The organism is Mycobacterium sp. ACS4054, from assembly GCF_001667275.1.
In the GTDB taxonomy this organism is placed as follows: domain Bacteria; phylum Actinomycetota; class Actinomycetes; order Mycobacteriales; family Mycobacteriaceae; genus Mycobacterium.
In genome coordinates this window covers 72,138-90,472 of the sequence record NZ_LZHV01000056.1, presented here as the reverse complement: position 1 = coordinate 90,472, position 18,335 = coordinate 72,138, and the positions used below count along the sequence as shown (strand labels likewise).

The 18,335-nt window shown below is 68.7% G+C and carries 19 protein-coding genes and 1 pseudogene; 18 read left to right on the top strand and 2 right to left on the bottom strand.

From position 1 onward, the window contains the following. The 14 genes and pseudogenes from A5730_RS25195 to A5730_RS16310 form a co-directional block, all read left to right on the top strand. A pseudogene (locus A5730_RS25195) lies at window positions 1-237 on the top strand (hypothetical protein); the annotation flags it as partial. A 128-nt stretch (window positions 238-365) separates the two neighbouring features. Next, window positions 366-1,277, top strand: coding sequence for a Rossmann-like and DUF2520 domain-containing protein (locus A5730_RS16370; RefSeq protein WP_067902411.1), 912 nt, complete (start codon window positions 366-368; stop codon window positions 1,275-1,277). Beyond that, window positions 1,274-2,203: a pantoate--beta-alanine ligase gene (gene panC / locus A5730_RS16365; RefSeq protein ID WP_067902408.1), complete on the top strand. Its 930-nt coding sequence runs from the start codon at window positions 1,274-1,276 to the stop codon at window positions 2,201-2,203. The genes A5730_RS16370 and panC overlap by 4 nt, the downstream gene beginning before the upstream one ends. Then, window positions 2,203-2,622 carry an aspartate 1-decarboxylase gene (gene panD, locus A5730_RS16360; protein WP_067902404.1) on the top strand — a complete coding sequence of 140 codons (420 nt, stop codon included), beginning with the start codon at window positions 2,203-2,205 and terminating at the stop codon, window positions 2,620-2,622. The genes panC and panD overlap by 1 nt, the downstream gene beginning before the upstream one ends. 2 nt (window positions 2,623-2,624) lie before the next feature. Further along, entirely contained in the window at window positions 2,625-3,440 is an 816-nt protein-coding gene (locus A5730_RS16355; protein ID WP_067902401.1) for a type III pantothenate kinase, read from the top strand. 59 nt (window positions 3,441-3,499) lie between these two features. After that, window positions 3,500-5,035, top strand: coding sequence for a lysine--tRNA ligase (gene lysS / locus A5730_RS16350; protein ID WP_067902398.1), 1,536 nt, complete (start codon window positions 3,500-3,502; stop codon window positions 5,033-5,035). 124 nt (window positions 5,036-5,159) lie between these two features. Then, window positions 5,160-5,498, top strand: coding sequence for a histone-like nucleoid-structuring protein Lsr2 (gene lsr2 / locus A5730_RS16345; protein WP_003875617.1), 339 nt, complete (start codon window positions 5,160-5,162; stop codon window positions 5,496-5,498). Window positions 5,499-5,810: 312 nt separating this feature from the next. After that, on the top strand, window positions 5,811-8,345 hold the full coding sequence (gene clpC1, locus A5730_RS16340; RefSeq protein WP_067819718.1) for an ATP-dependent protease ATP-binding subunit ClpC: 2,535 nt from the start codon (window positions 5,811-5,813) through the stop codon (window positions 8,343-8,345). A 123-nt stretch (window positions 8,346-8,468) separates the two neighbouring features. Next, window positions 8,469-8,849, top strand: coding sequence for a YbjQ family protein (locus A5730_RS16335; protein ID WP_067902395.1), 381 nt, complete (start codon window positions 8,469-8,471; stop codon window positions 8,847-8,849). 138 nt (window positions 8,850-8,987) lie between these two features. Then, the gene (locus A5730_RS16330) at window positions 8,988-9,200 is read left to right on the top strand and encodes a CbtB-domain containing protein (protein ID WP_067902391.1); all 213 of its coding nucleotides are present in this window, start codon (window positions 8,988-8,990) and stop codon (window positions 9,198-9,200) included. A gap of 4 nt (window positions 9,201-9,204) precedes the next feature. Beyond that, the gene (locus A5730_RS16325; RefSeq protein WP_067902386.1) at window positions 9,205-9,981 is read left to right on the top strand and encodes a CbtA family protein; all 777 of its coding nucleotides are present in this window, start codon (window positions 9,205-9,207) and stop codon (window positions 9,979-9,981) included. Then, on the top strand, window positions 9,978-10,508 hold the full coding sequence (locus A5730_RS16320; RefSeq protein ID WP_067902383.1) for a histidine phosphatase family protein: 531 nt from the start codon (window positions 9,978-9,980) through the stop codon (window positions 10,506-10,508). The genes A5730_RS16325 and A5730_RS16320 overlap by 4 nt, the downstream gene beginning before the upstream one ends. Before the next feature lie 70 nt (window positions 10,509-10,578). Then, window positions 10,579-11,823, top strand: a complete 1,245-nt coding sequence (locus A5730_RS16315; RefSeq protein WP_067902381.1) for an HNH endonuclease signature motif containing protein — start codon at window positions 10,579-10,581, stop codon at window positions 11,821-11,823. Between the two features lie 131 nt (window positions 11,824-11,954). After that, window positions 11,955-12,938 (top strand): alpha/beta fold hydrolase, encoded by a 984-nt coding sequence (locus tag A5730_RS16310; RefSeq protein ID WP_067902378.1) that lies wholly within the window; start codon window positions 11,955-11,957, stop codon window positions 12,936-12,938. Between the two features lie 9 nt (window positions 12,939-12,947). Here A5730_RS16310 and A5730_RS16305 read toward each other — a convergent pair whose 3' ends face one another. Both A5730_RS16305 and mhuD read right to left on the bottom strand, forming a co-directional pair. Further along, window positions 12,948-14,312, bottom strand: coding sequence for a serine hydrolase (locus tag A5730_RS16305; protein WP_067902375.1), 1,365 nt, complete (start codon window positions 14,310-14,312; stop codon window positions 12,948-12,950). Beyond that, window positions 14,287-14,607, bottom strand: a complete 321-nt coding sequence (mhuD, locus tag A5730_RS16300) for a mycobilin-forming heme oxygenase MhuD (protein WP_055399804.1) — start codon at window positions 14,605-14,607, stop codon at window positions 14,287-14,289. The genes A5730_RS16305 and mhuD overlap by 26 nt, the downstream gene beginning before the upstream one ends. A 63-nt stretch (window positions 14,608-14,670) precedes the next feature. Here mhuD and A5730_RS16295 point away from each other — a divergent pair, with 63 nt between their 5' ends. The 4 genes from A5730_RS16295 (at window position 14,671) to A5730_RS16280 (ending at window position 18,331) form a co-directional block, all read left to right on the top strand. After that, on the top strand, window positions 14,671-15,441 hold the full coding sequence (locus tag A5730_RS16295) for an alpha/beta fold hydrolase (protein ID WP_067902374.1): 771 nt from the start codon (window positions 14,671-14,673) through the stop codon (window positions 15,439-15,441). Window positions 15,442-15,535: 94 nt separating this feature from the next. Then, a complete protein-coding gene (locus A5730_RS16290) occupies window positions 15,536-15,874 on the top strand; it encodes a helix-turn-helix transcriptional regulator (RefSeq protein WP_156745836.1) in 339 nt (112 codons plus the stop codon). A 4-nt stretch (window positions 15,875-15,878) separates the two neighbouring features. Continuing rightward, on the top strand, window positions 15,879-16,358 hold the full coding sequence (locus A5730_RS16285) for an NADH-quinone oxidoreductase subunit B family protein (protein ID WP_067902438.1): 480 nt from the start codon (window positions 15,879-15,881) through the stop codon (window positions 16,356-16,358). 65 nt (window positions 16,359-16,423) lie between these two features. After that, a complete protein-coding gene (locus tag A5730_RS16280; RefSeq protein WP_231994697.1) occupies window positions 16,424-18,331 on the top strand; it encodes a proton-conducting transporter membrane subunit in 1,908 nt (635 codons plus the stop codon). Window positions 18,332-18,335: the final 4 nt, after the last annotated feature.

Sequence of the window (18,335 nt, the reverse complement as noted above, 5' to 3'; positions counted from 1 at the left end):
CCCCCGTCAACGACCCCGCCACCGGCGCCGGCCCCCACTGCCGAGCCGCTACCGCCACGGTTGGCCCCGCCGCCACCACCGGAGCACACTCCCCGGCACGGGGGCGGGGACCCGTTGGCGCAGGGCGCCGATGGTCCGGCCGACGGCGCGCCCACCGGCGGTCAGTCGGTTGCCGAGCTGTTGGCGCGGTTGCAGGTCCAGCCGTCCGAGGGTGGCCGCCGCCGCAGACGTGACTAGCCGCGACGGCTGAGCTGGGAGCTTCCTCACATTGGGCTTGGCGCCCTGATCGACTACAGTTTTAGTGACCGAACGGTACCCACGCGGTGGGACCGGAACGAACGAATAAATCTGTGAGGTCGTCTGCGATGGTGCAGTTCGACGGTTTGCGCCCGGCCAGGCTCAAGGTGGGAGTCATCTCGGCGGGCCGGGTGGGCACCGCGCTCGGTGTCGCGCTGGAGCGCGCCGACCACGTCGTGGTCGCGTGCAGCGCCATCTCCCACGCGTCGCGGCAGCGCGCCCAGCGCCGGCTGCCCGACACCCCGGTCATGCCCCCGCCGGACGTCGCCGCCGCCGCGGAGCTGCTGCTGCTGGCCGTCCCGGACAGCGAACTGGCCGGGCTCGTGTCCGGGTTGGCCGCGACCTCGTCGGTGCGCCCGGGCACGATCGTCGTCCACACCTCCGGCGCCAACGGTGTCGGCATCCTCGAGCCGCTGACCCGGGACGGTTGCATTCCGCTGGCGATCCACCCGGCGATGACGTTCACCGGCTCGGACGAGGACATCAGCAGGCTGCCCGACACCTGCTTCGGGATCACCGCGGCCGACGAGGTGGGCTACGCCATCGGGCAGTCGCTGGTGCTGGAAATGGGCGGTGAACCGTTCTGCGTGCGCGAAGAGGCGCGAGTGCTCTACCACGCCGCCCTGGCGCACGCGGGCAACCACCTCGTGACGGTGCTCGCCGACGCGCTCGAGGCGCTGCGGGCGGCCCTGCGCGGCAGCGAACTGCTCGGACAGCAATCCGTCGACGACTCCCCGGGCGGCATCGCCGAACGCATCGTCGGGCCGCTGGCCCGGGCCGCGCTGGAAAACACCCTCCAACGCGGGCAGGCCGCGCTGACCGGCCCCGTCGCGCGCGGTGACGCGGCCGCGGTCGCCGGGCATCTGGCCGCGCTCAACGGGGTCGACCCGGAACTCGAGCAGGCCTACCGGGTGAACGCGCTGCGGACGGCCCGGCGCGCCCACGCTCCCGCCGACGTCGTCGAGGTCCTCGCGGGATGAGGCCAGGAAAGGCGCCCGCGTTCAACGCCGGCGAACTCAACGTGTACTCCCGCCCGCGCGACGTCGCGGACGTCTGCCGCGCGCTGCGTCACACCGGTCGCCGGGTGATGCTGGTGCCCACCATGGGCGCGCTGCACGACGGTCATCTTGCGTTGGTGCGCGCGGCCAAGCGGGTGCCGGGTTCGGTGGTGGCCGTCTCGATCTTCGTCAACCCGCTGCAGTTCGGCGCCGGGGAAGACCTCGACGCCTACCCCAGGACCCTGGACGACGACGTGGCGCTGCTGCGCGGTGAAGGCGTCGAAATCGTGTTCGCGCCAACGGCCGCGGCGATGTACCCCGACGGCCTGCGCACCACCGTGCAGCCCGGCCCGCTGGCCGCCGACCTGGAGGGCGGTCCGCGACCGACCCACTTCGCCGGCGTGCTGACCGTGGTGTGCAAACTCCTGCAGATCGTGCGCCCCGACCGAGTGTTCTTCGGCGAGAAGGACTATCAGCAGCTGGTGCTGATCCGGCAGATGGTCGCCGACCTCAACATCGACGTCGCGGTGGTCGGCGTGCCCACCGTCCGCGAGGCCGACGGGTTGGCCATGTCCTCGCGTAACCGCTACCTCGACCCGGCGCAGCGCGAGGCGGCCGTGGCGGTCTCGGCGGCATTGACGGCGGCGGCGCCCGCCGCCGACGCCGGGCCGCGGGCCGCGCTGGACGCGGCGCGCGCGGTGCTCGACGCGGTGCCCGACCTCACCGTCGACTACCTCGAGTTGCGTGACCCGGAGCTCGGCCCGTTGCGGGGCAACCGAACCGCAAGGCTGCTCGTTGCCGTCCGCCTGGGCACCACCAGGCTGCTGGACAACATCGCGATCGAGATCGAAAATTCGCCGGCACCCGTGGGGCCGGACGGACTCGCCCAATCACATTGGAGGAATTGATGTTACGGACGATGCTCAAGTCGAAGATCCACCGCGCCACCGTCACGCAGGCCGACCTGCACTACGTCGGCTCGGTGACCATCGACGCCGACCTGATGGACGCCGCCGACCTGTTCGAGGGCGAGCAGGTGACCATCGTCGACATCGACAACGGCGCCCGCCTGGTCACCTACGCGATCACCGGGGAACGCGGCAGCGGGGTTATCGGAATTAACGGCGCCGCAGCGCATCTCGTGCACCCTGGCGATCTGGTGATCCTGATCGCGTACGGCACCATGGAAGAGGCGGAGGCCCGGGCCTACCAGCCGCGGATCGTGTTCGTCGACGCCGACAACAAGCCGATCGACCTCGGCCACGACCCGGCCTTCGTGCCCGCCGACGCCGCCGAGTTACTCGATCCCCGAATCGTTGCGCGGTAGCCGTGCTGCTGGCGATCGACGTCCGCAACACCCACACCGTCGTTGGGTTGATCTCCGGGTCCAAAGAGCACGCGAAGGTGGTGCAGCACTGGCGGATCCGGACCGAGTCCGAGGTGACCGCCGACGAGCTGGCCCTGACCATCGACGGGCTGATCGGCGACGACTCCGAGCGGCTGACCGGGGCCGCCGCCCTGTCCACCGTCCCGTCGGTGCTGCACGAGGTGCGGATCATGCTCGACCAGTACTGGCCCTCGGTGCCGCACGTGCTGATCGAGCCGGGCGTGCGCACCGGCATCCCGCTGCTGGTGGACAATCCGAAAGAAGTGGGCGCCGACCGAATCGTCAACTGCCTGGCGGCTTTTCACCGATTCCAGAGCGCGGCCATCGTCATCGACTTCGGCTCCTCGATCTGCGTGGACGTCGTGTCGGCCAAGGGGGAGTTCCTCGGCGGCGCGATCGCCCCGGGCGTGCAGGTGTCGTCGGACGCCGCCGCGGCGCGCTCCGCGGCGCTGCGCCGGGTGGAGCTGTCGCGCCCCCGTTCGGTGGTGGGCAAGAACACGGTCGAATGCATGCAGGCCGGGGCGGTGTTCGGCTTCGCCGGTCTGGTCGACGGGCTGGTCGGACGCATCCGCCAGGACGTGGACGGCTTCGCCGGCGACGACGTCGCCGTGGTGGCGACGGGGCACACGGCACCCCTGCTGCTGCCCGAGTTGCACACGCCCAGCCACTACGACCAACACCTGACGTTGCAGGGGCTGCGGCTGGTGTTCGAACGCAACCGGGACGCCCAGCGCGGCCGGCTGAAGACCGCGCGCTGACAGCGAAACCGCATCGACTGTGCGCCTTGACCGCGCGCTCGATGCCGTGACCGTCGGCGATGCCAGGTCATTTAAGCTGGCACGTCGTGAGTGACGCCGAGGATGCAGCCGCGGACCTGCCCGAGCAGTTCCGCATCCGCCGGGACAAGCGCGCTCGCCTGCTGGCCGAGGGCCGGGAGCCCTATCCGGTCGCCATCGAACGCACCCACACGCTGGCCCAGGTGCGTGCCGAGCACCCCGACCTCCCGATCGACACCGCGACCGACGACGTCGTCGGCATCGCGGGCCGGGTGATCTTCGCGCGGAACTCCGGCAAATTGTGCTTCGCGACACTCCAGGAGGGTGACGGCACCACCCTGCAGGTGATGCTGAGTCTCGACAAGGTCGGCCGGGAATCGCTGGACGCGTGGAAGGCCGACGTCGACCTCGGCGACATCGTCTACGTGCACGGCAACGTGATCAGCTCACGCCGAGGCGAATTGTCCGTGCTCGCCGATTCGTGGCAGATCGCGACCAAGTCATTGCGGCCGCTGCCGGTGGCGCACAAGGAGATGAGCGAAGAGGCGCGGGTGCGGCAGCGCTATGTCGACCTCATCGTCCGGCCCCAGGCGCGCACGGTGGCGCGGCAGCGAATCGCGGTGGTCCGCGCGATCCGCAACGCCCTCGAACGGCGCGGGTTTCTCGAAGTCGAAACGCCTATGTTGCAGACGCTGGCCGGCGGCGCGGCGGCGCGGCCGTTCGTCACGCATTCTAATGCGCTGGACATCGATCTCTACCTGCGGATCGCACCCGAACTGTTCCTCAAGCGCTGCATCGTCGGCGGTTTCGACAAGGTCTTCGAAGTTAATCGCGTCTTCCGAAACGAAGGCGCGGATTCCACGCATTCTCCGGAATTTTCCATGTTGGAGACCTACCAGGCCTACGGAACCTATGACGATTCGGCAGTCGTCACGCGCGAGCTTATTCAAGAGGTCGCCGATGAGGCGATCGGAACCAGACAACTACCCCTGCCCGACGGGACCGTCTACGACATAGACGGAGAATGGGCGTCGATTCAAATGTACCCGTCGCTGTCCGCGGCGCTCGGGGAGGAGATCACCCCCGAGACGTCGGTCGAGCGGCTGTGGGCCATCACGCATCGGCTGGGGCTCGAGGTGCCCACCGACCGCGGCTACGGGCACGGCAAGCTGGTCGAGGAGCTCTGGGAGCACACGGTGGGCAATACGCTGACCGCGCCCACTTTCGTGCGGGACTTCCCCGTCGAGACAACGCCTTTGACGCGCCAGCACCGCAGCATCCCGGGGGTCACCGAGAAGTGGGACCTTTACATTCGCGGGGTCGAACTGGCCACCGGGTATTCCGAATTGAACGACCCGGTGGTGCAGCGGGAGAGATTCGCCGCACAGGCGCGGGCGGCGGCGGCCGGCGACGACGAAGCCATGGTGCTCGACGAAGATTTTCTCGCCGCCCTCGAGTATGGGATGCCGCCGTGCACCGGAACGGGAATGGGTATCGATCGGTTGTTGATGACTTTGACTGGCCTGTCAATTCGAGAGACAGTTTTGTTCCCGATTGTTCGGCCGCACTCCACTTGAAAAGTGCAACTGTGCGCCTCGCGGCCGGATTGAGTATGCTGCGTTGTTATGGCAGATTGGTGACCCGGGGAGGCTCACCCAAACTGCTCAGCAACTGCTCAGGACGAAATGCGAGGATAAGCTAATGGCGAAAAAAGTGACCGTCACCTTGGTCGATGATTTCGACGGTGCCGGCGCAGCCGACGAAACGGTCGAATTCGGGCTTGACGGGGTTACCTATGAGATTGACCTTTCGTCGAAGAATGCCGCCAAACTCCGCAACGACCTGAAGCAGTGGGTGGAGGCCGGTCGCCGGGTGGGCGGCCGGCGGCGCGGGCGTTCGGGCTCCGGTCGCGGTCGTGGCGCGATCGACCGTGAGCAGAGCGCGGCGATCCGCGAATGGGCCCGCCGCAATGGCCACAACGTGTCGACGCGCGGCCGCATCCCGGCCGACGTCATCGACGCCTTCCACGCGGCCACCTAAGAAACCTCTCACCGGCGTCCGGGCCGCACAGGCCTGGGCGCCGGTTTGTCGTTCGCTGGCCGCGAAAGAATCAGCCGTGACCGAAGGAAACCAATTGGCGCCCGGCCACGTTGCTCCAAGTACGGCGCTGTAAGCACAGGGGAGATTGCCCGAGACGGGCCGGCGGGCCTTGAACAGCAAGGGACCGCAAGGTTATGCCCCCTGGCAGACCGACCATTACAGTGGATGACAGGTACGCGAGTCCGGCCCCAACGGGGGCCGGTGGGCCACTAACAGGCTTGTACCGATGTGAGGGAGAGCAGGTAGCAGGCGATGTTTGAACGATTTACCGACCGTGCCCGCAGGGTCGTCGTCCTGGCGCAAGAAGAGGCCCGGATGCTCAACCACAACTACATCGGCACCGAGCACATCCTGTTGGGTCTGATTCACGAGGGCGAGGGCGTCGCGGCGAAGTCGCTGGAGTCCTTGGGCATTTCGCTGGAGGGTGTCCGCAGCCAGGTCGAGGAGATCATCGGCCAGGGCCAGCAGGCGCCGTCGGGCCACATCCCCTTCACCCCGCGCGCCAAGAAGGTTCTCGAGCTGAGCCTGCGCGAGGCGCTGCAGCTCGGCCACAACTACATCGGCACCGAGCACATCCTGCTGGGCCTGATCCGCGAGGGCGAGGGCGTGGCCGCCCAGGTCCTGGTGAAGCTCGGCGCCGAACTTACCCGGGTGCGCCAGCAGGTGATCCAGCTGCTCAGCGGCTACCAGGGCAAGGAGGCCGCGGAGGCCGGCACCGGTGGCCGCGGCGGCGAATCGGGCAGCCCGTCCACCTCGTTGGTGCTCGACCAGTTCGGTCGCAACCTGACGGCCGCCGCGATGGAGGGCAAGCTCGACCCGGTCATCGGCCGCGAAAAGGAAATCGAGCGGGTCATGCAGGTGCTCAGCCGCCGCACCAAGAACAACCCGGTGCTGATCGGCGAGCCCGGCGTCGGCAAGACCGCCGTCGTCGAGGGCCTGGCGCAGGCGATCGTGCACGGCCAGGTGCCGGAGACGCTGAAGGACAAGCAGCTCTACACGCTTGACCTCGGCTCGCTGGTGGCCGGCTCGCGCTACCGCGGTGACTTCGAGGAGCGACTGAAGAAGGTGCTCAAGGAGATCAACACTCGCGGCGACATCATCCTGTTCATCGACGAGCTGCACACGCTCGTCGGTGCCGGGGCCGCCGAGGGCGCGATCGACGCCGCGAGCATCCTTAAGCCCAAGCTGGCCCGCGGCGAGCTGCAGACCATCGGCGCGACCACGCTCGACGAGTACCGCAAGTACATCGAGAAGGACGCCGCCCTGGAGCGCCGCTTCCAGCCGGTCCAGGTGGGGGAGCCGACGGTGGAGCACACCATCGAGATCCTCAAGGGCCTGCGCGACCGCTACGAGGCGCACCACCGGGTGTCGATCTCCGACGCGGCGTTGGTGGCCGCCGCCACCCTGGCCGACCGTTACATCAACGACCGGTTCCTGCCCGACAAGGCGATCGACCTGATCGACGAGGCGGGCGCGCGGATGCGGATCCGCCGGATGACCGCGCCGCCAGACCTGCGTGAGTTCGACGAGAAGATCGCCGACGCGCGCCGGGAGAAGGAGTCCGCGATCGACGCGCAGGACTTCGAGAAGGCGGCCAGCCTGCGTGACCGGGAGAAGACCCTGGTCGCCCAGCGTGCCGAGCGCGAAAAGCAGTGGCGTTCGGGCGATCTCGACGTGGTCGCCGAGGTCGACGACGAGCAGATCGCCGAGGTGCTGGGCAACTGGACCGGCATCCCGGTGTTCAAGCTGACGGAGGCCGAGACCACGCGGTTGCTGCGCATGGAGGACGAGCTGCACAAGCGGATCATCGGCCAGGAGGACGCCGTCAAGGCCGTCTCCAAGGCGATCCGCCGCACCCGCGCCGGGTTGAAGGACCCCAAGCGCCCGTCGGGCTCGTTCATCTTCGCCGGCCCGTCCGGTGTCGGTAAGACCGAGCTGTCCAAGGCGCTGGCCAACTTCCTGTTCGGCGACGACGACGCGCTCATCCAGATCGACATGGGCGAGTTCCACGACCGGTTCACCGCGTCGCGGTTGTTCGGCGCCCCGCCGGGATACGTCGGCTACGAGGAGGGCGGCCAGCTCACCGAGAAGGTGCGCCGCAAGCCGTTCTCCGTGGTGCTGTTCGACGAGATCGAGAAGGCCCACCAGGAGATCTACAACAGCCTGTTGCAGGTCCTCGAGGACGGCCGGCTCACCGACGGGCAGGGCCGCACGGTGGACTTCAAGAACACCGTGCTGATCTTCACCTCGAACCTCGGCACGTCCGACATCTCCAAGCCGGTCGGCCTGGGCTTCACCCAGGGTGGCGGTGAGAACAACTACGAGCGGATGAAGCAGAAGGTCAACGACGAGCTGAAGAAGCACTTCCGCCCGGAGTTCCTCAACCGCATCGACGACATCATCGTCTTCCACCAGCTGACTCGCGACGAGATCATCCGGATGGTCGACCTGATGGTCGAGCGCGTCGGCAAGCAGCTCAAGGCCAAGGACATGGCCCTCGAGCTGACCGACAAGGCGAAGGCGTTGCTGGCCAAGCGCGGCTTCGACCCGGTACTGGGTGCCCGCCCGTTGCGGCGCACCATCCAGCGCGAGATCGAGGACCAGCTGTCCGAGAAGATCCTCTTCGAGGAGGTTGGGCCGGGCCAGATCGTCACGGTCGACGTGGACAACTGGGACGGCGAGAGCGCCGGCGAGGACGCGGTGTTCACCTTCACCGGGACGCGCAAGCCGCCGGCCGAGCCGGACCTGGCGAAGGCCGGAGCGCACGCGGCTCCGGAAACGCCCTAGCGGTAGCAGCAAACGGGCGGCGTGGCGATCGCAAGCGCGGCGTAGCCGGGCGAAGCGGGTCGCCACCATGGGACTAATCTCTGGCGGGATTAACCGCCCGTTTCGCATGTAAGGGGTCCGCCTGTGCTGATCGTCACCACCAACGACCTTCCCGGCTGGGAGATCCAGCGCGTCTGCGGCGAAGTGTTCGGGCTGACCGTCCGCTCGCGCAACGCGTTCTCCCAGATGGGTGCCGGCTTCAAGGCCATGTTCGGCGGCGAGTTGGCCGGCATGACCAAGAACCTGGCCGAGAGCCGCAACGAGGCGATGGGGCGGCTGATCGTCGAGGCGCGCAATCGCGGCGGCAACGCGATCGTCGCCATGCGATTCGACACCACCGAAATCGGTGACGTGTGGACCGAGATCTGCGCCTACGGCACGGCGGTTCAGGCCACCCCGGTCACCGAGGCCGCCAAATACACGGCCGGCCAACTGGGTTACGGCTCCGCGCCCCCGCAGCAGTGAGCGGCGGTTTACACTGGCGTTCGTCCTGACGGGCAACGGAATCTGGTGAAAGTCCAGAACGGTCGCGCCACTGTAGATAGTCAGACCCATCGCCCGTCATCACCAGCGGGGACGCGGTTATCCCCAGAAGGAGTCGATGTGTCCAATCCTCAGCTGCCCGGCGCCCGTGCCCAAGTTGACCTGTCGGCGGCCAAGGCCGCGGCCTGGTTGGCGGCAACCGTCTTCCTCGCGCTGTTGGCGCTGTACTTCGTCGGCGTGGATCAGGGCGCGGTGTCGCTGTTCGGCGCCGACTCGCACGTGCACGAGTTCGTGCACGACGCGCGGCACCTGCTCGGCTTCCCCTGCCACTGATCGCGTGGAGCAGCGTCTGATCGGACGCGGCCTGCTTGCCGGCGCGTTCGGGGCGGTGTTGGCGTTCGCCTTCGCCCGCCTGTGCGCCGAGCCGGCGATCGGCCGCGCGATCGCTTTCGAGGACGGCCGAACCGACGCCGAGAACGCTCACGGCGTGCACGAGCACGGCGCCGAGTTGTTCAGCCGCGGGGTGCAGTCCAACGCCGGGCTGGGCTTCGGGGTGCTGATCTTCGGTGTGGCGATGGGCGCGCTGTTCGCCGTGCTGTTCTGTGTGGTTGCGGCGCGCGTGACAACCGTTGGGGCGCGCGCGCTTTCGCTGCTGCTCGCAGCGGCCGCGTTCGTCGCCGTGTACCTGGTGCCGTTCGTGAAGTATCCGCCGAACCCGCCGGCGGTGGGGCAGGCGGACACGATCGGGGCGCGCACAGCCTGGTATCTGGTGATGGTGCTGGCGTCGGTGGCCCTCGCCTTCGCCGCGGTCTGGCTGGCGCGGTCACTGACGGCCCGGTTCGGGGCGTGGAACGGGCGGCTGCTCGCCGCGGGCGGATACGTCGCGGCGGTTGCGGTGGTGATGGTGGCGCTGCCGGGCGTGGACGAGACACCGGGCCCGTTGCGCGACGCGTCCGGCGCGATCGTCTATCCGGGCTTCCCCGCCGACGTCCTCTACGAATTCAGGCTGGTGTCCCTGGCGACGCAGGTGGTGCTGTGGGCGACCATCGGCGTGCTGTTCGGGGCGCTCGCCGGCCGGGTTCTCGGGGAGCGTGCGCCGAGCATCAACGCGTGACCGGTGTGGTGCGGCTGACGATGGTGTCGCACGCGATGACCGACGCCATGGCCGCCGGGCGATTTCCGCTCGACGAACCGCTCAGCGACGTCGGGCGTGGGCAGGTGAAAAAGGTTGGCCGCAAACCCAAGAAGCACCTCGCCGCGCCCGAGCGGCGCACACGCGAAACCGCGGAGCTGCTGGGGTTGGACGCCGGCGTCGAGCCCCGGCTGGCCGACATCGATTGCGGGACATGGCGCGGGCAAGCGTGGGGGGCGATCGACCCACGGGACCTCCAGGCGTGGCTGACGGATCCGGACCGGGCGCCGCACGGCGGCGAGTCGATCGTCGATCTGATCGAACGGGTGGCGGGATGGCTTAAGTCGGTGAGCCAGCCGACCGTAGCGGTGACGCATCCCGCGGTCATCCGGGTGGCGATCCTGCTCGCCTTGGCGGCACCGCCGAAATCGTTCTGGCGCATCGACATTGCGCCCGTCAGTCATACCGTCATGCACCTGCGCGACGGCCGCTGGACGTTACGGCTGTGACGTTCGCGGTGTAGACCGGCAGCGGGTTTGGGCTGCCAAACTTGTCGTACCCCCCTGCGATGATGGGTCCATGTCTTCGACCGCATCGTCCGGGTCTGTGGTGGTGACGCCCAGCGACCGTCTTGGGGTGCTGTTCGAAGAGCTGGCGGAGTTGACCGGTCAGCGCAACGCCATCGACGGGCGCATCGTGGAGATCGTGGCCGAGATCGACCGCGACGAGCTGTGCGGCGTCACCGGCGCGCGGTCGGTGCGGGCGTTGGTGGCCTGGAAGGCCGGCCTGTCGTCGGCAAACGCCCACGCGGTCACCACAGTCGCGCGCCGGCTCGAGGAGTTCCCACGCTGCGCCCAGGGCATGCGGGAGGGCCGGCTGTCGCTGGATCAGGTCGGCGTCATCGCGGCACGTGCCGGCGAGGGGTCCGATGGGCACTATGCGGAGTTGGCGCGGGTGGCAACGGTTAACCAGCTGCGCACCGCGATCAAGTTGGAACCGCGTCCTGACCAAGAGCCCCGACGCGAACCCGAGCACTCGTTCACGAAGACTTCCACCGAGCAGGGCAGCTGCTACCGGATCACCCTGCCGCCTCCGGACGCCGCCAAGTTCGACGCCGCCTTGCAGTCTCATCGAGACGCGCTGATCGCCGAATGGAAGCACGACCGCGCCGGCGGAGCTTCAGAAAGCGCGCCGCCCCTGCCCGGCACTGTCGAGGCCTTCATGCGCCTGGTCGAGGCCGGATGGGACGCGGAGGCGGCGCGTCGGCCCCACGGACAGCACACCACCGTGGTGGTGCACGTCGACGCTGAGAAGCGCAGTGCGGCACTGCATTTGGGTCCGCTGCTCACCGACGCCGAGCGTCGATATTTGACGTGCGACGCCACGGGCGAAGTCTGGTTGGAACGCCAGGGCGAGGTCATCGGCGCCGGCCGGGCAACCCGTCTGATCAGCCGGCGCCTTCGCCGCGCACTGGAGCACCGCCAGCCCTCGTGCGCGGTTCCCGGCTGTGGCGCCACCCGCGGTCTGCACGCCCACCACATCCGACACTGGGAAGACGGCGGACCCACCGAGTTGGCAAACCTGTTGCTGCTCTGCCCATATCACCACCGGTTGCACCACTCCGGGGGGATCACGATCGTAGGACCCGCACACGATGTGACCGTCACCGACGGCGCCGGGCGCACACTGAGTCCGGGATCCCTGGCGCGGCCACCGACAAAGCCAAGGCCCGCGGTGGCGCCCTGCCCGGGACCCACCGGCGAACGCGCCGACTGGTGGTGGTACGACCCCTTCCAACCCCAGCCGCCGCCGACGAACAACTAGTGCCGGGCGCGCTGATCTGGAGGTCGGTCAGGCTGCTCGCCCAGCCCGTGGCCGAATAGGGCGCTGAAAGCGACTACCTCCGTATAGTTCCGGAGACAGTCTCCGGGTTTCAAGCGAGGAAAAGGGGCCCTATGATCCCACGCGCCCTGACGAAGCCGGCCGGCGTCGCAACGCTGTTCGGGGTACTCGCGCTGGCCGCCCGCTATGCCGCCCTATCGGTCGTCGCGCGAATCGAGAACAATCCCGACCCGTATCCTCGTGAGCGCCTCGCTAGCGAACAGCACGGCGAGCAACACTTCATCGGCCGTGCCGACGGGACGGTGCTGCGCGCCATCACCGCCGGCGAGGGTCCCGCGGTCGTTTTCGCGCACGGCTACGGCGGCACGCTTGGGGAGTGGAACATCGTCTGGGATCAGTTGGCGGCTCGGGGCTACCGCCTCATCGCCTTCGATCAACGAGGACACGGTAGCTCGACGCTCGGTTCAGCGGGCGTGGGGTCCGCGCCCATGGCCGAAGACTACGCGGCGGTCCTGCGGCACTTCGGCGTCGAGGACGGCGTGCTGGTAGCCCACTCCATGGGCGGCTTCATAGCGGTCCGCGCGGTGCTCGACCACGAGGACGTCGCAGGCCGTCTGCGGGGGTTGGTGTTGTTCGCGACCTGGGCGGGCCGGATTCACGACGGCGCGCCGCAGAACAGGTTGCAGATCCCGCTGATGGAGTCGGGGCTCATGGGCTGGCTGGTGCGAACGCGGGTCGGCGGTGTGCTTTTCGGCGCGGCCCAGTGCGGCAAAAACCCTTCTCCGGCAATGATTTCGGTGTTCATCGAGTTCTTCGACAGACACATGCGCGAGCATGGGCCCCTGACGCCGATCCTGCGTGCGTTCGGGCGTGAGGACCGGTACCCCCGCTTGGGGGAGATTTCTATTCCGACGGTCGTCATGGTCGGTTCAGCCGATCGCAGCACCCCGCCGATTCATTCGCGACGGCTCGCCGCCGGGATACCCGGCGCACGGCTCGTCACGGTGCCGGACGCCGGCCATCTGCTGAATTGGGAAGGTGCCGACGCACTCGTCGCTGTCGTGGGATCGCTGTCGCCCATATCCCAAGCCGGCTAGCGGTGGCGATCAGCGCGGTGCGATCAACGCGAAGGCCTGCTTGGCGATCTGCAGCATCCACCCGGTCACGTTCGGCCCGTGATCGCGCGGCCAGTTGAGCTGGAAGCTGACCACGTACGGCTGCTGCATCTTGTCGACGGCGTACCAGCTGAAGGTCAGATCACCCGGCAGGCCACCGGCTTTCGCGCCGATGTACGGCCAGACGTTGCGGTCCAGCGCGATGCCCGACACCGCGGACAGGATCTGTTTGACCGGTGCGGCCTTGCCGACGGCGTCGGCCTGCAGCGCCGTGTGAATGCGGCAGATGTCCTCGGCGTTGCCGTACCACTCCGCGCCATAGGACGACGCCGGGGTGTGGGCGCGAGTCGGATCCGGCTCGTAGGGAGTCGAATTCGCCTGCGCCAGCAGCTGGGCGCGCGTTTCCGGTGACCCATGCTGCCATTGGGTGCGCAGGTCCGGCTTGCCCCAGCCGATCGAGAACAGCTCGTACATCGTGGGGAACGGCGTCATGCTGGCCGGGTCGTGATGGCCCGCCGTGGCGAGCGCCTGCTCGATGGCGTGGGTGCCGAGCTTTCCGATCAGCAGGTCGGTCGCCATGTTGTCACTGGTCGCGATCATCTTCTCGGCGGCCGTCCGGACCGAGACCTGGGCTCCGGCGGGCAGCGCCAGACCGGACGAGCCCACCGCGCGGCTCTTGTCGGTGACGGTCAGCTGATCGTCCCAGGAGACCGTCCCATCCTTGATGGCGCCCGCCAGGGCGTGCAGCACGTAGAGCTTGAAAATCGATGCCAGCGGCAGGGATTCACCGGTGTTGGTGCCCGCAACCGGGTCGCAACGCCCGTCGTCGACCCTGGCCACCTGATAGGAATAGCGGGCGCCCGTCTTGCTCAACACCGCATCGATGTCGCGCCACGAATTGATCTTCGGCGCCTGGGTCTCCAGCTCGAACCGATCCACCCACCCACCGTCGTCGGTGTGGATCCGGATGTCTTGTCGCGCACCGTAGGACGACGTCAGGTGCAACGTGGCCACGTTGGCGCCCAGATCAACGCCGTCGAGGGTGAACGGGCGGTCCCACCACAGCGCCTCCATGGTGTTCTCCACCGGCTTGACCATGTCGGGCGCGGCCAGCGTGCCGACGCCGACCGGGCCGATGGGCCAGTCCGAGTTGAGCATGTCCAGCGTCTGCTGCGCCCGGATGCCCGGCGGCGTCCGGACGTCGATCTGCCGGCCCGGATTCGCGGCGTTCGCCTGCGGTGACGGGGACGAGGTGCAACCGGGCGCGAACGTGACTACCAGTGCGGTGGCGGCGCTCAACGCCACCACGCGGCGTCGGGCCGAGAACCCGCTAGCCAGCCTGCTTGTTGCCGGCAACGTCCATCACAACCTCGAATTCCAACAGCGTGGCCCCGGTCGCCACCGGGTTGGCCCGCTCGCCGGCGTGCGCCGCGATGGCGGGCCCCTGCGCCCACGCCTGAAACGCCTCTTCGGACTCCCACTGCGTCACGACGAAGTAGCGGTCTTCGCCCTTGATCGGGCGCAGCAGCTGAAACCCGAGAAAGCCCGGCTGGTTGTCGACCGCGTGCGCCCGGTGCGCGAACCGCTTTTCCAGCTCCGGCCCGGCGTCGGCGGGTACCTCGATTGCGTTGATCTTCACCACTGGCGACATGCCGCTAGGCTACCCCTTCGCCCGTCCTGTCCGACTGCAGGGCGGGGCACGCAGGATGGTGACATGCCCGGTGATCTGCTGACTTGCCGCGGGGGGCAAGGCGAGCCGTTGGTGCTGGTGCACGGCCTGATGGGGCGGGGCAGCACCTGGTCGCGGCAGCTGCCCTGGCTGACCGCGCTGGGCAGGGTGTACACCTACGACGCGTTGTGGCATCGGGGCCGCGGGGTCGATGACCCGCACCCGATCAGCACCGAACGGTTTGTCGCCGACCTCGCCGAGGCGGTGGACACGCTGCGAACACCGGCCACGCTGATCGGCCACTCGATGGGCGGCCTGCACGCGTGGTGCCTGGCCGCCCAGCGTCCGGAACTGGTTTCGGCGCTCGTGGTCGAGGACATGGCCCCGGACTTCCGCGGCCGCACCACCGGCCCCTGGGAGCCGTGGCTGCACGCCCTTCCGGTCGAATTCGATTCCGCGCAGCGGGTATTCGACGAGTTCGGGCCCGTCGCGGGGCAGTATTTCCTGGAGGCCTTCGACCGCACCCCTACCGGTTGGCGCCTGCACGGTGACACCGCGCGGTGGATCGAGATCGCCGCCGAGTGGGGTACCCGCGACTACTGGCAGCAGTGGCGGGCGATGCGCGCGCCCGCGTTGCTCATCGAGGCCGGCAACTCCGTCACCCCGCCGGGGCAGATGCGGGAAATGGCCGAAACAAATTCGGCGGCAACGTATTTGCACGTACCGCAGGCCGGTCATCTGATTCACGATGACGCGCCGCAGGTGTATCGCGACGCCGTCGAGTCATTCTTGGCGACGCTGCCCGCCGCCGACTGAGCCTGGTCTGACCAGCCCGGCTGAAGCCCGCCGAAACATATGATAAATTCTTCAATTGCTAAAGCATAGAAACTTTGTAGTCTTCAGGAGATCTATCGTGACGGAGCCGCTGTACCAGCTCAAGGCGGAGTTCTTCAAGACGCTGGGGCACCCCGCACGGATCAGGATTCTGGAGCTGCTCGTGACGGGCGAGAAGTCGGTCGCCGAGTTGTTGCCCGAGGTGGGGCTCGAGGCGTCGAACCTTTCGCAGCAGCTCGGTGTACTACGCCGAGCCGGTGTCGTGGACGCGCTCCGGGGCGGCAACACGATGATCTACTCGATCGCCTCCCCGGATATCGCCGAACTGCTGATGGTGGCGCGCAAGGTTCTCACCGGGGTGCTCAGCGATCGCGTGGCGATGCTGGAAGGCCTGCGCGCCGGCGGTGCGGGGTAGCGCCGTGGGCTGGATCAGCAAGGCCCTGCGCGTCGGCCGGATCGCCGAACCTGCGCCACCCGCGCCGGAGCCGGTAACCGAGCCGCCCGCCGGGGTACGTGGCTCACTTCAGATTCGGCACGTTGACGCGGGATCGTGCAATGGGTGCGAGGTGGAGATCGCGGGCGCGTTCGGGCCGGTCTATGACGCCGAGCGGTTCGGTGCCCGCCTGGTGGCCTCCCCGCGACATGCGGATGCGCTCCTGGTGACCGGCGTCGTCACGCACAACATGGCCGGCCCGTTGCGCGCCACGCTCGAGGCCACGCCGCGGCCGCGTCGGGTGATCGCCTGTGGCGACTGCGCCGTCAACCGCGGGGTCTTCGGCGATGGCTACGGGGTGGCCGGCGCGGTCGGCGAGATGGTGGGTGTGGACGTGGAGATCCCGGGGTGCCCGCCGACACCGGGCCAGATCGTCGCGGCGCTGCGGTCGGTGACCGGCAAGTGACCGCGGCGCTGGCAACCCGTGCGGCGCCCGAACCGAAAACCCTGGGCGGCAGAGGATCCGGCCCAATCTGGGCGGGCCTGCTGACCTCGCTGCTTGGCGCTTGTGGGGTCTGGGCGGGCGCCGCGGGGATGTTCGGTTCGGCGCGCGACGTGCGCATCGGTTGGTTGCTGCCGTTGGCGGGCGTCCAGTTGGGCCTCGATCCGCTGGGCGGCTTCTTCATGGCGCTCACGGGGGCGGTCGCGGTCGTGGTCGGGCTCTACACGATCGGCTATGCCCGGCGCGAGCGCTTGGGACCGGTCACGCTCGCGGTGTTGCCCGCGTTCGTCGGGGCGATGCTGGTGGTGCCCGCGGCGGCGTCGGTCACCACCTTCCTGCTGGCGTGGGAGTTGATGGCGGTCGCGTCGCTGGTTCTGGTGCTGGCGCACCACACGCGCCCGCAGGTTCGCTCCGCCGCGCTGGTGTACGCGGTGATGACCCAGTTGGGCTTCGTAGCGATCCTGGTCGGCCTGATGGTGTTGTCGGCGGCCGGCGGCGCCGACCGGTTCACCGACTTGCACCGCATATCGCAAGGCGCGGGCACCGCGGTGTTTCTGTTGACGCTGGCGGGATTCGGCTCCAAGGCCGGCCTGGTGCCGTTGCACGCGTGGTTGCCGCGAGCCCATCCGGAGGCGCCGAGCCCGGTGTCGGCGCTGATGAGCGCGGCGATGATCAACCTCGGGGTCTATGGCATTTGCCGCTTCGATTTGCAGCTGCTCGGGCCGGGACCACGCTGGTGGGGGCTGACCCTGATGGTCGTCGGCGGGGTGTCGGCGCTTTATGGCGTGGTGCAGGCCTCGGTGGCCACGGATCTCAAACGGCTGCTTGCCTATTCGACGACCGAGAACCTCGGTCTGATCGCACTGGCCCTTGGGGCCGCCACCCTCTTCGCGGCCACGGGAGCGAGCGGCCCGGCCACGATCGCCGCCGCCGCCGCCATGCTGCACCTCGTCGCGCACGCGGCGTTCAAATGCCTAGGGTTCCTCGCCGCGGGATCGGTGTTGGCCGCGACCGGGCTGCGCGATCTCGACCGGCTGGGCGGCTTGGCCCGGCGGATGCCGGCGACGACGACGCTGTTCGCGGTCGCTGCGCTCGGTTCGTCCGGGCTGCCGCTTGGCGCGGGATTCGTCAGCGAGTGGCTGCTGGTGCAGTCGCTGATCCACACGGCACGAGGGCATTCCGCCGTCTTGGCGTTGACCACGCCGCTGGCGGTGGGTGCCGTCGCGCTCACCGCGGGTCTGGGCGTGGCGGCAATGGTCAAGGCGTTCGGGATCGGGTTTTTGGCGCGGCCGCGTTCGAAGCGGGCCGCCGACGCCCGGGAGGCGCCGGGCACCATGCTGGCCGCCATGGCAATCGCGGCAGCGGCCTGCCTGATGTTGGCGGTCGCGCCCGCGGTTGTGGCACCCGCGCTGCGCCAGGCGGTCGCCGCACTACCGGCCGCGCGGGCGATCGGCTTCACCAGCCTCGGGGCCGTCGTGCGGCTGCCCGGCCTGCCGGGGTCGATCGCCCCCGGCGCGATCGCCATCGGCGTCGTGACGGCCACGGTGATCGCGGCGATGCTGACGCTCTGGCGCCGAAGCGGGCGTCCTGCGCCCGCCGCCTTGCCGCTGTGGGCTTGTGGCGCGGAGGATCTCACCGCGCGAATGCAGTACACCGCAACGTCGTTCGCCGAGCCGCTGCAACGGGTGTTCGACGACGTCCTGCGCCCCGACACCGACATCGAAGTCACGCACGCCGCCGAATCGCGGTATCTCGCCGAAAAGATCATCTACCGCAGCAGCATCACTGACGCCATCGAGGAACGCTGCTACACCCCGGTGATCCGGGCGGTCGCCGCCGCGGCGGAGATCGTGCGGCGCGCCCACACCGGCAGCGTGCACCTGTACCTGGCCTACGGCGCGCTCGGAGTGCTCGTCGTGCTGGTGGTGGCACGATGAATGT

Coding starts and splice junctions, on each gene's coding strand:
- A5730_RS16370 (WP_067902411.1), top strand. CDS start 366: ATGGTGCAGTTCGACGGTTTGCGCCCGGCCAGGCTCAAGGTGGGAGTC.
- panC (WP_067902408.1), top strand. CDS start 1,274: ATGAGGCCAGGAAAGGCGCCCGCGTTCAACGCCGGCGAACTCAACGTG.
- panD (WP_067902404.1), top strand. CDS start 2,203: ATGTTACGGACGATGCTCAAGTCGAAGATCCACCGCGCCACCGTCACG.
- lysS (WP_067902398.1), top strand. CDS start 3,500: ATGCCAGGTCATTTAAGCTGGCACGTCGTGAGTGACGCCGAGGATGCA.
- lsr2 (WP_003875617.1), top strand. CDS start 5,160: ATGGCGAAAAAAGTGACCGTCACCTTGGTCGATGATTTCGACGGTGCC.
- clpC1 (WP_067819718.1), top strand. CDS start 5,811: ATGTTTGAACGATTTACCGACCGTGCCCGCAGGGTCGTCGTCCTGGCG.
- A5730_RS16315 (WP_067902381.1), top strand. CDS start 10,579: ATGTCTTCGACCGCATCGTCCGGGTCTGTGGTGGTGACGCCCAGCGAC.
- A5730_RS16310 (WP_067902378.1), top strand. CDS start 11,955: ATGATCCCACGCGCCCTGACGAAGCCGGCCGGCGTCGCAACGCTGTTC.
- mhuD (WP_055399804.1), bottom strand. CDS start 14,607: ATGTCGCCAGTGGTGAAGATCAACGCAATCGAGGTACCCGCCGACGCC.
- A5730_RS16295 (WP_067902374.1), top strand. CDS start 14,671: ATGCCCGGTGATCTGCTGACTTGCCGCGGGGGGCAAGGCGAGCCGTTG.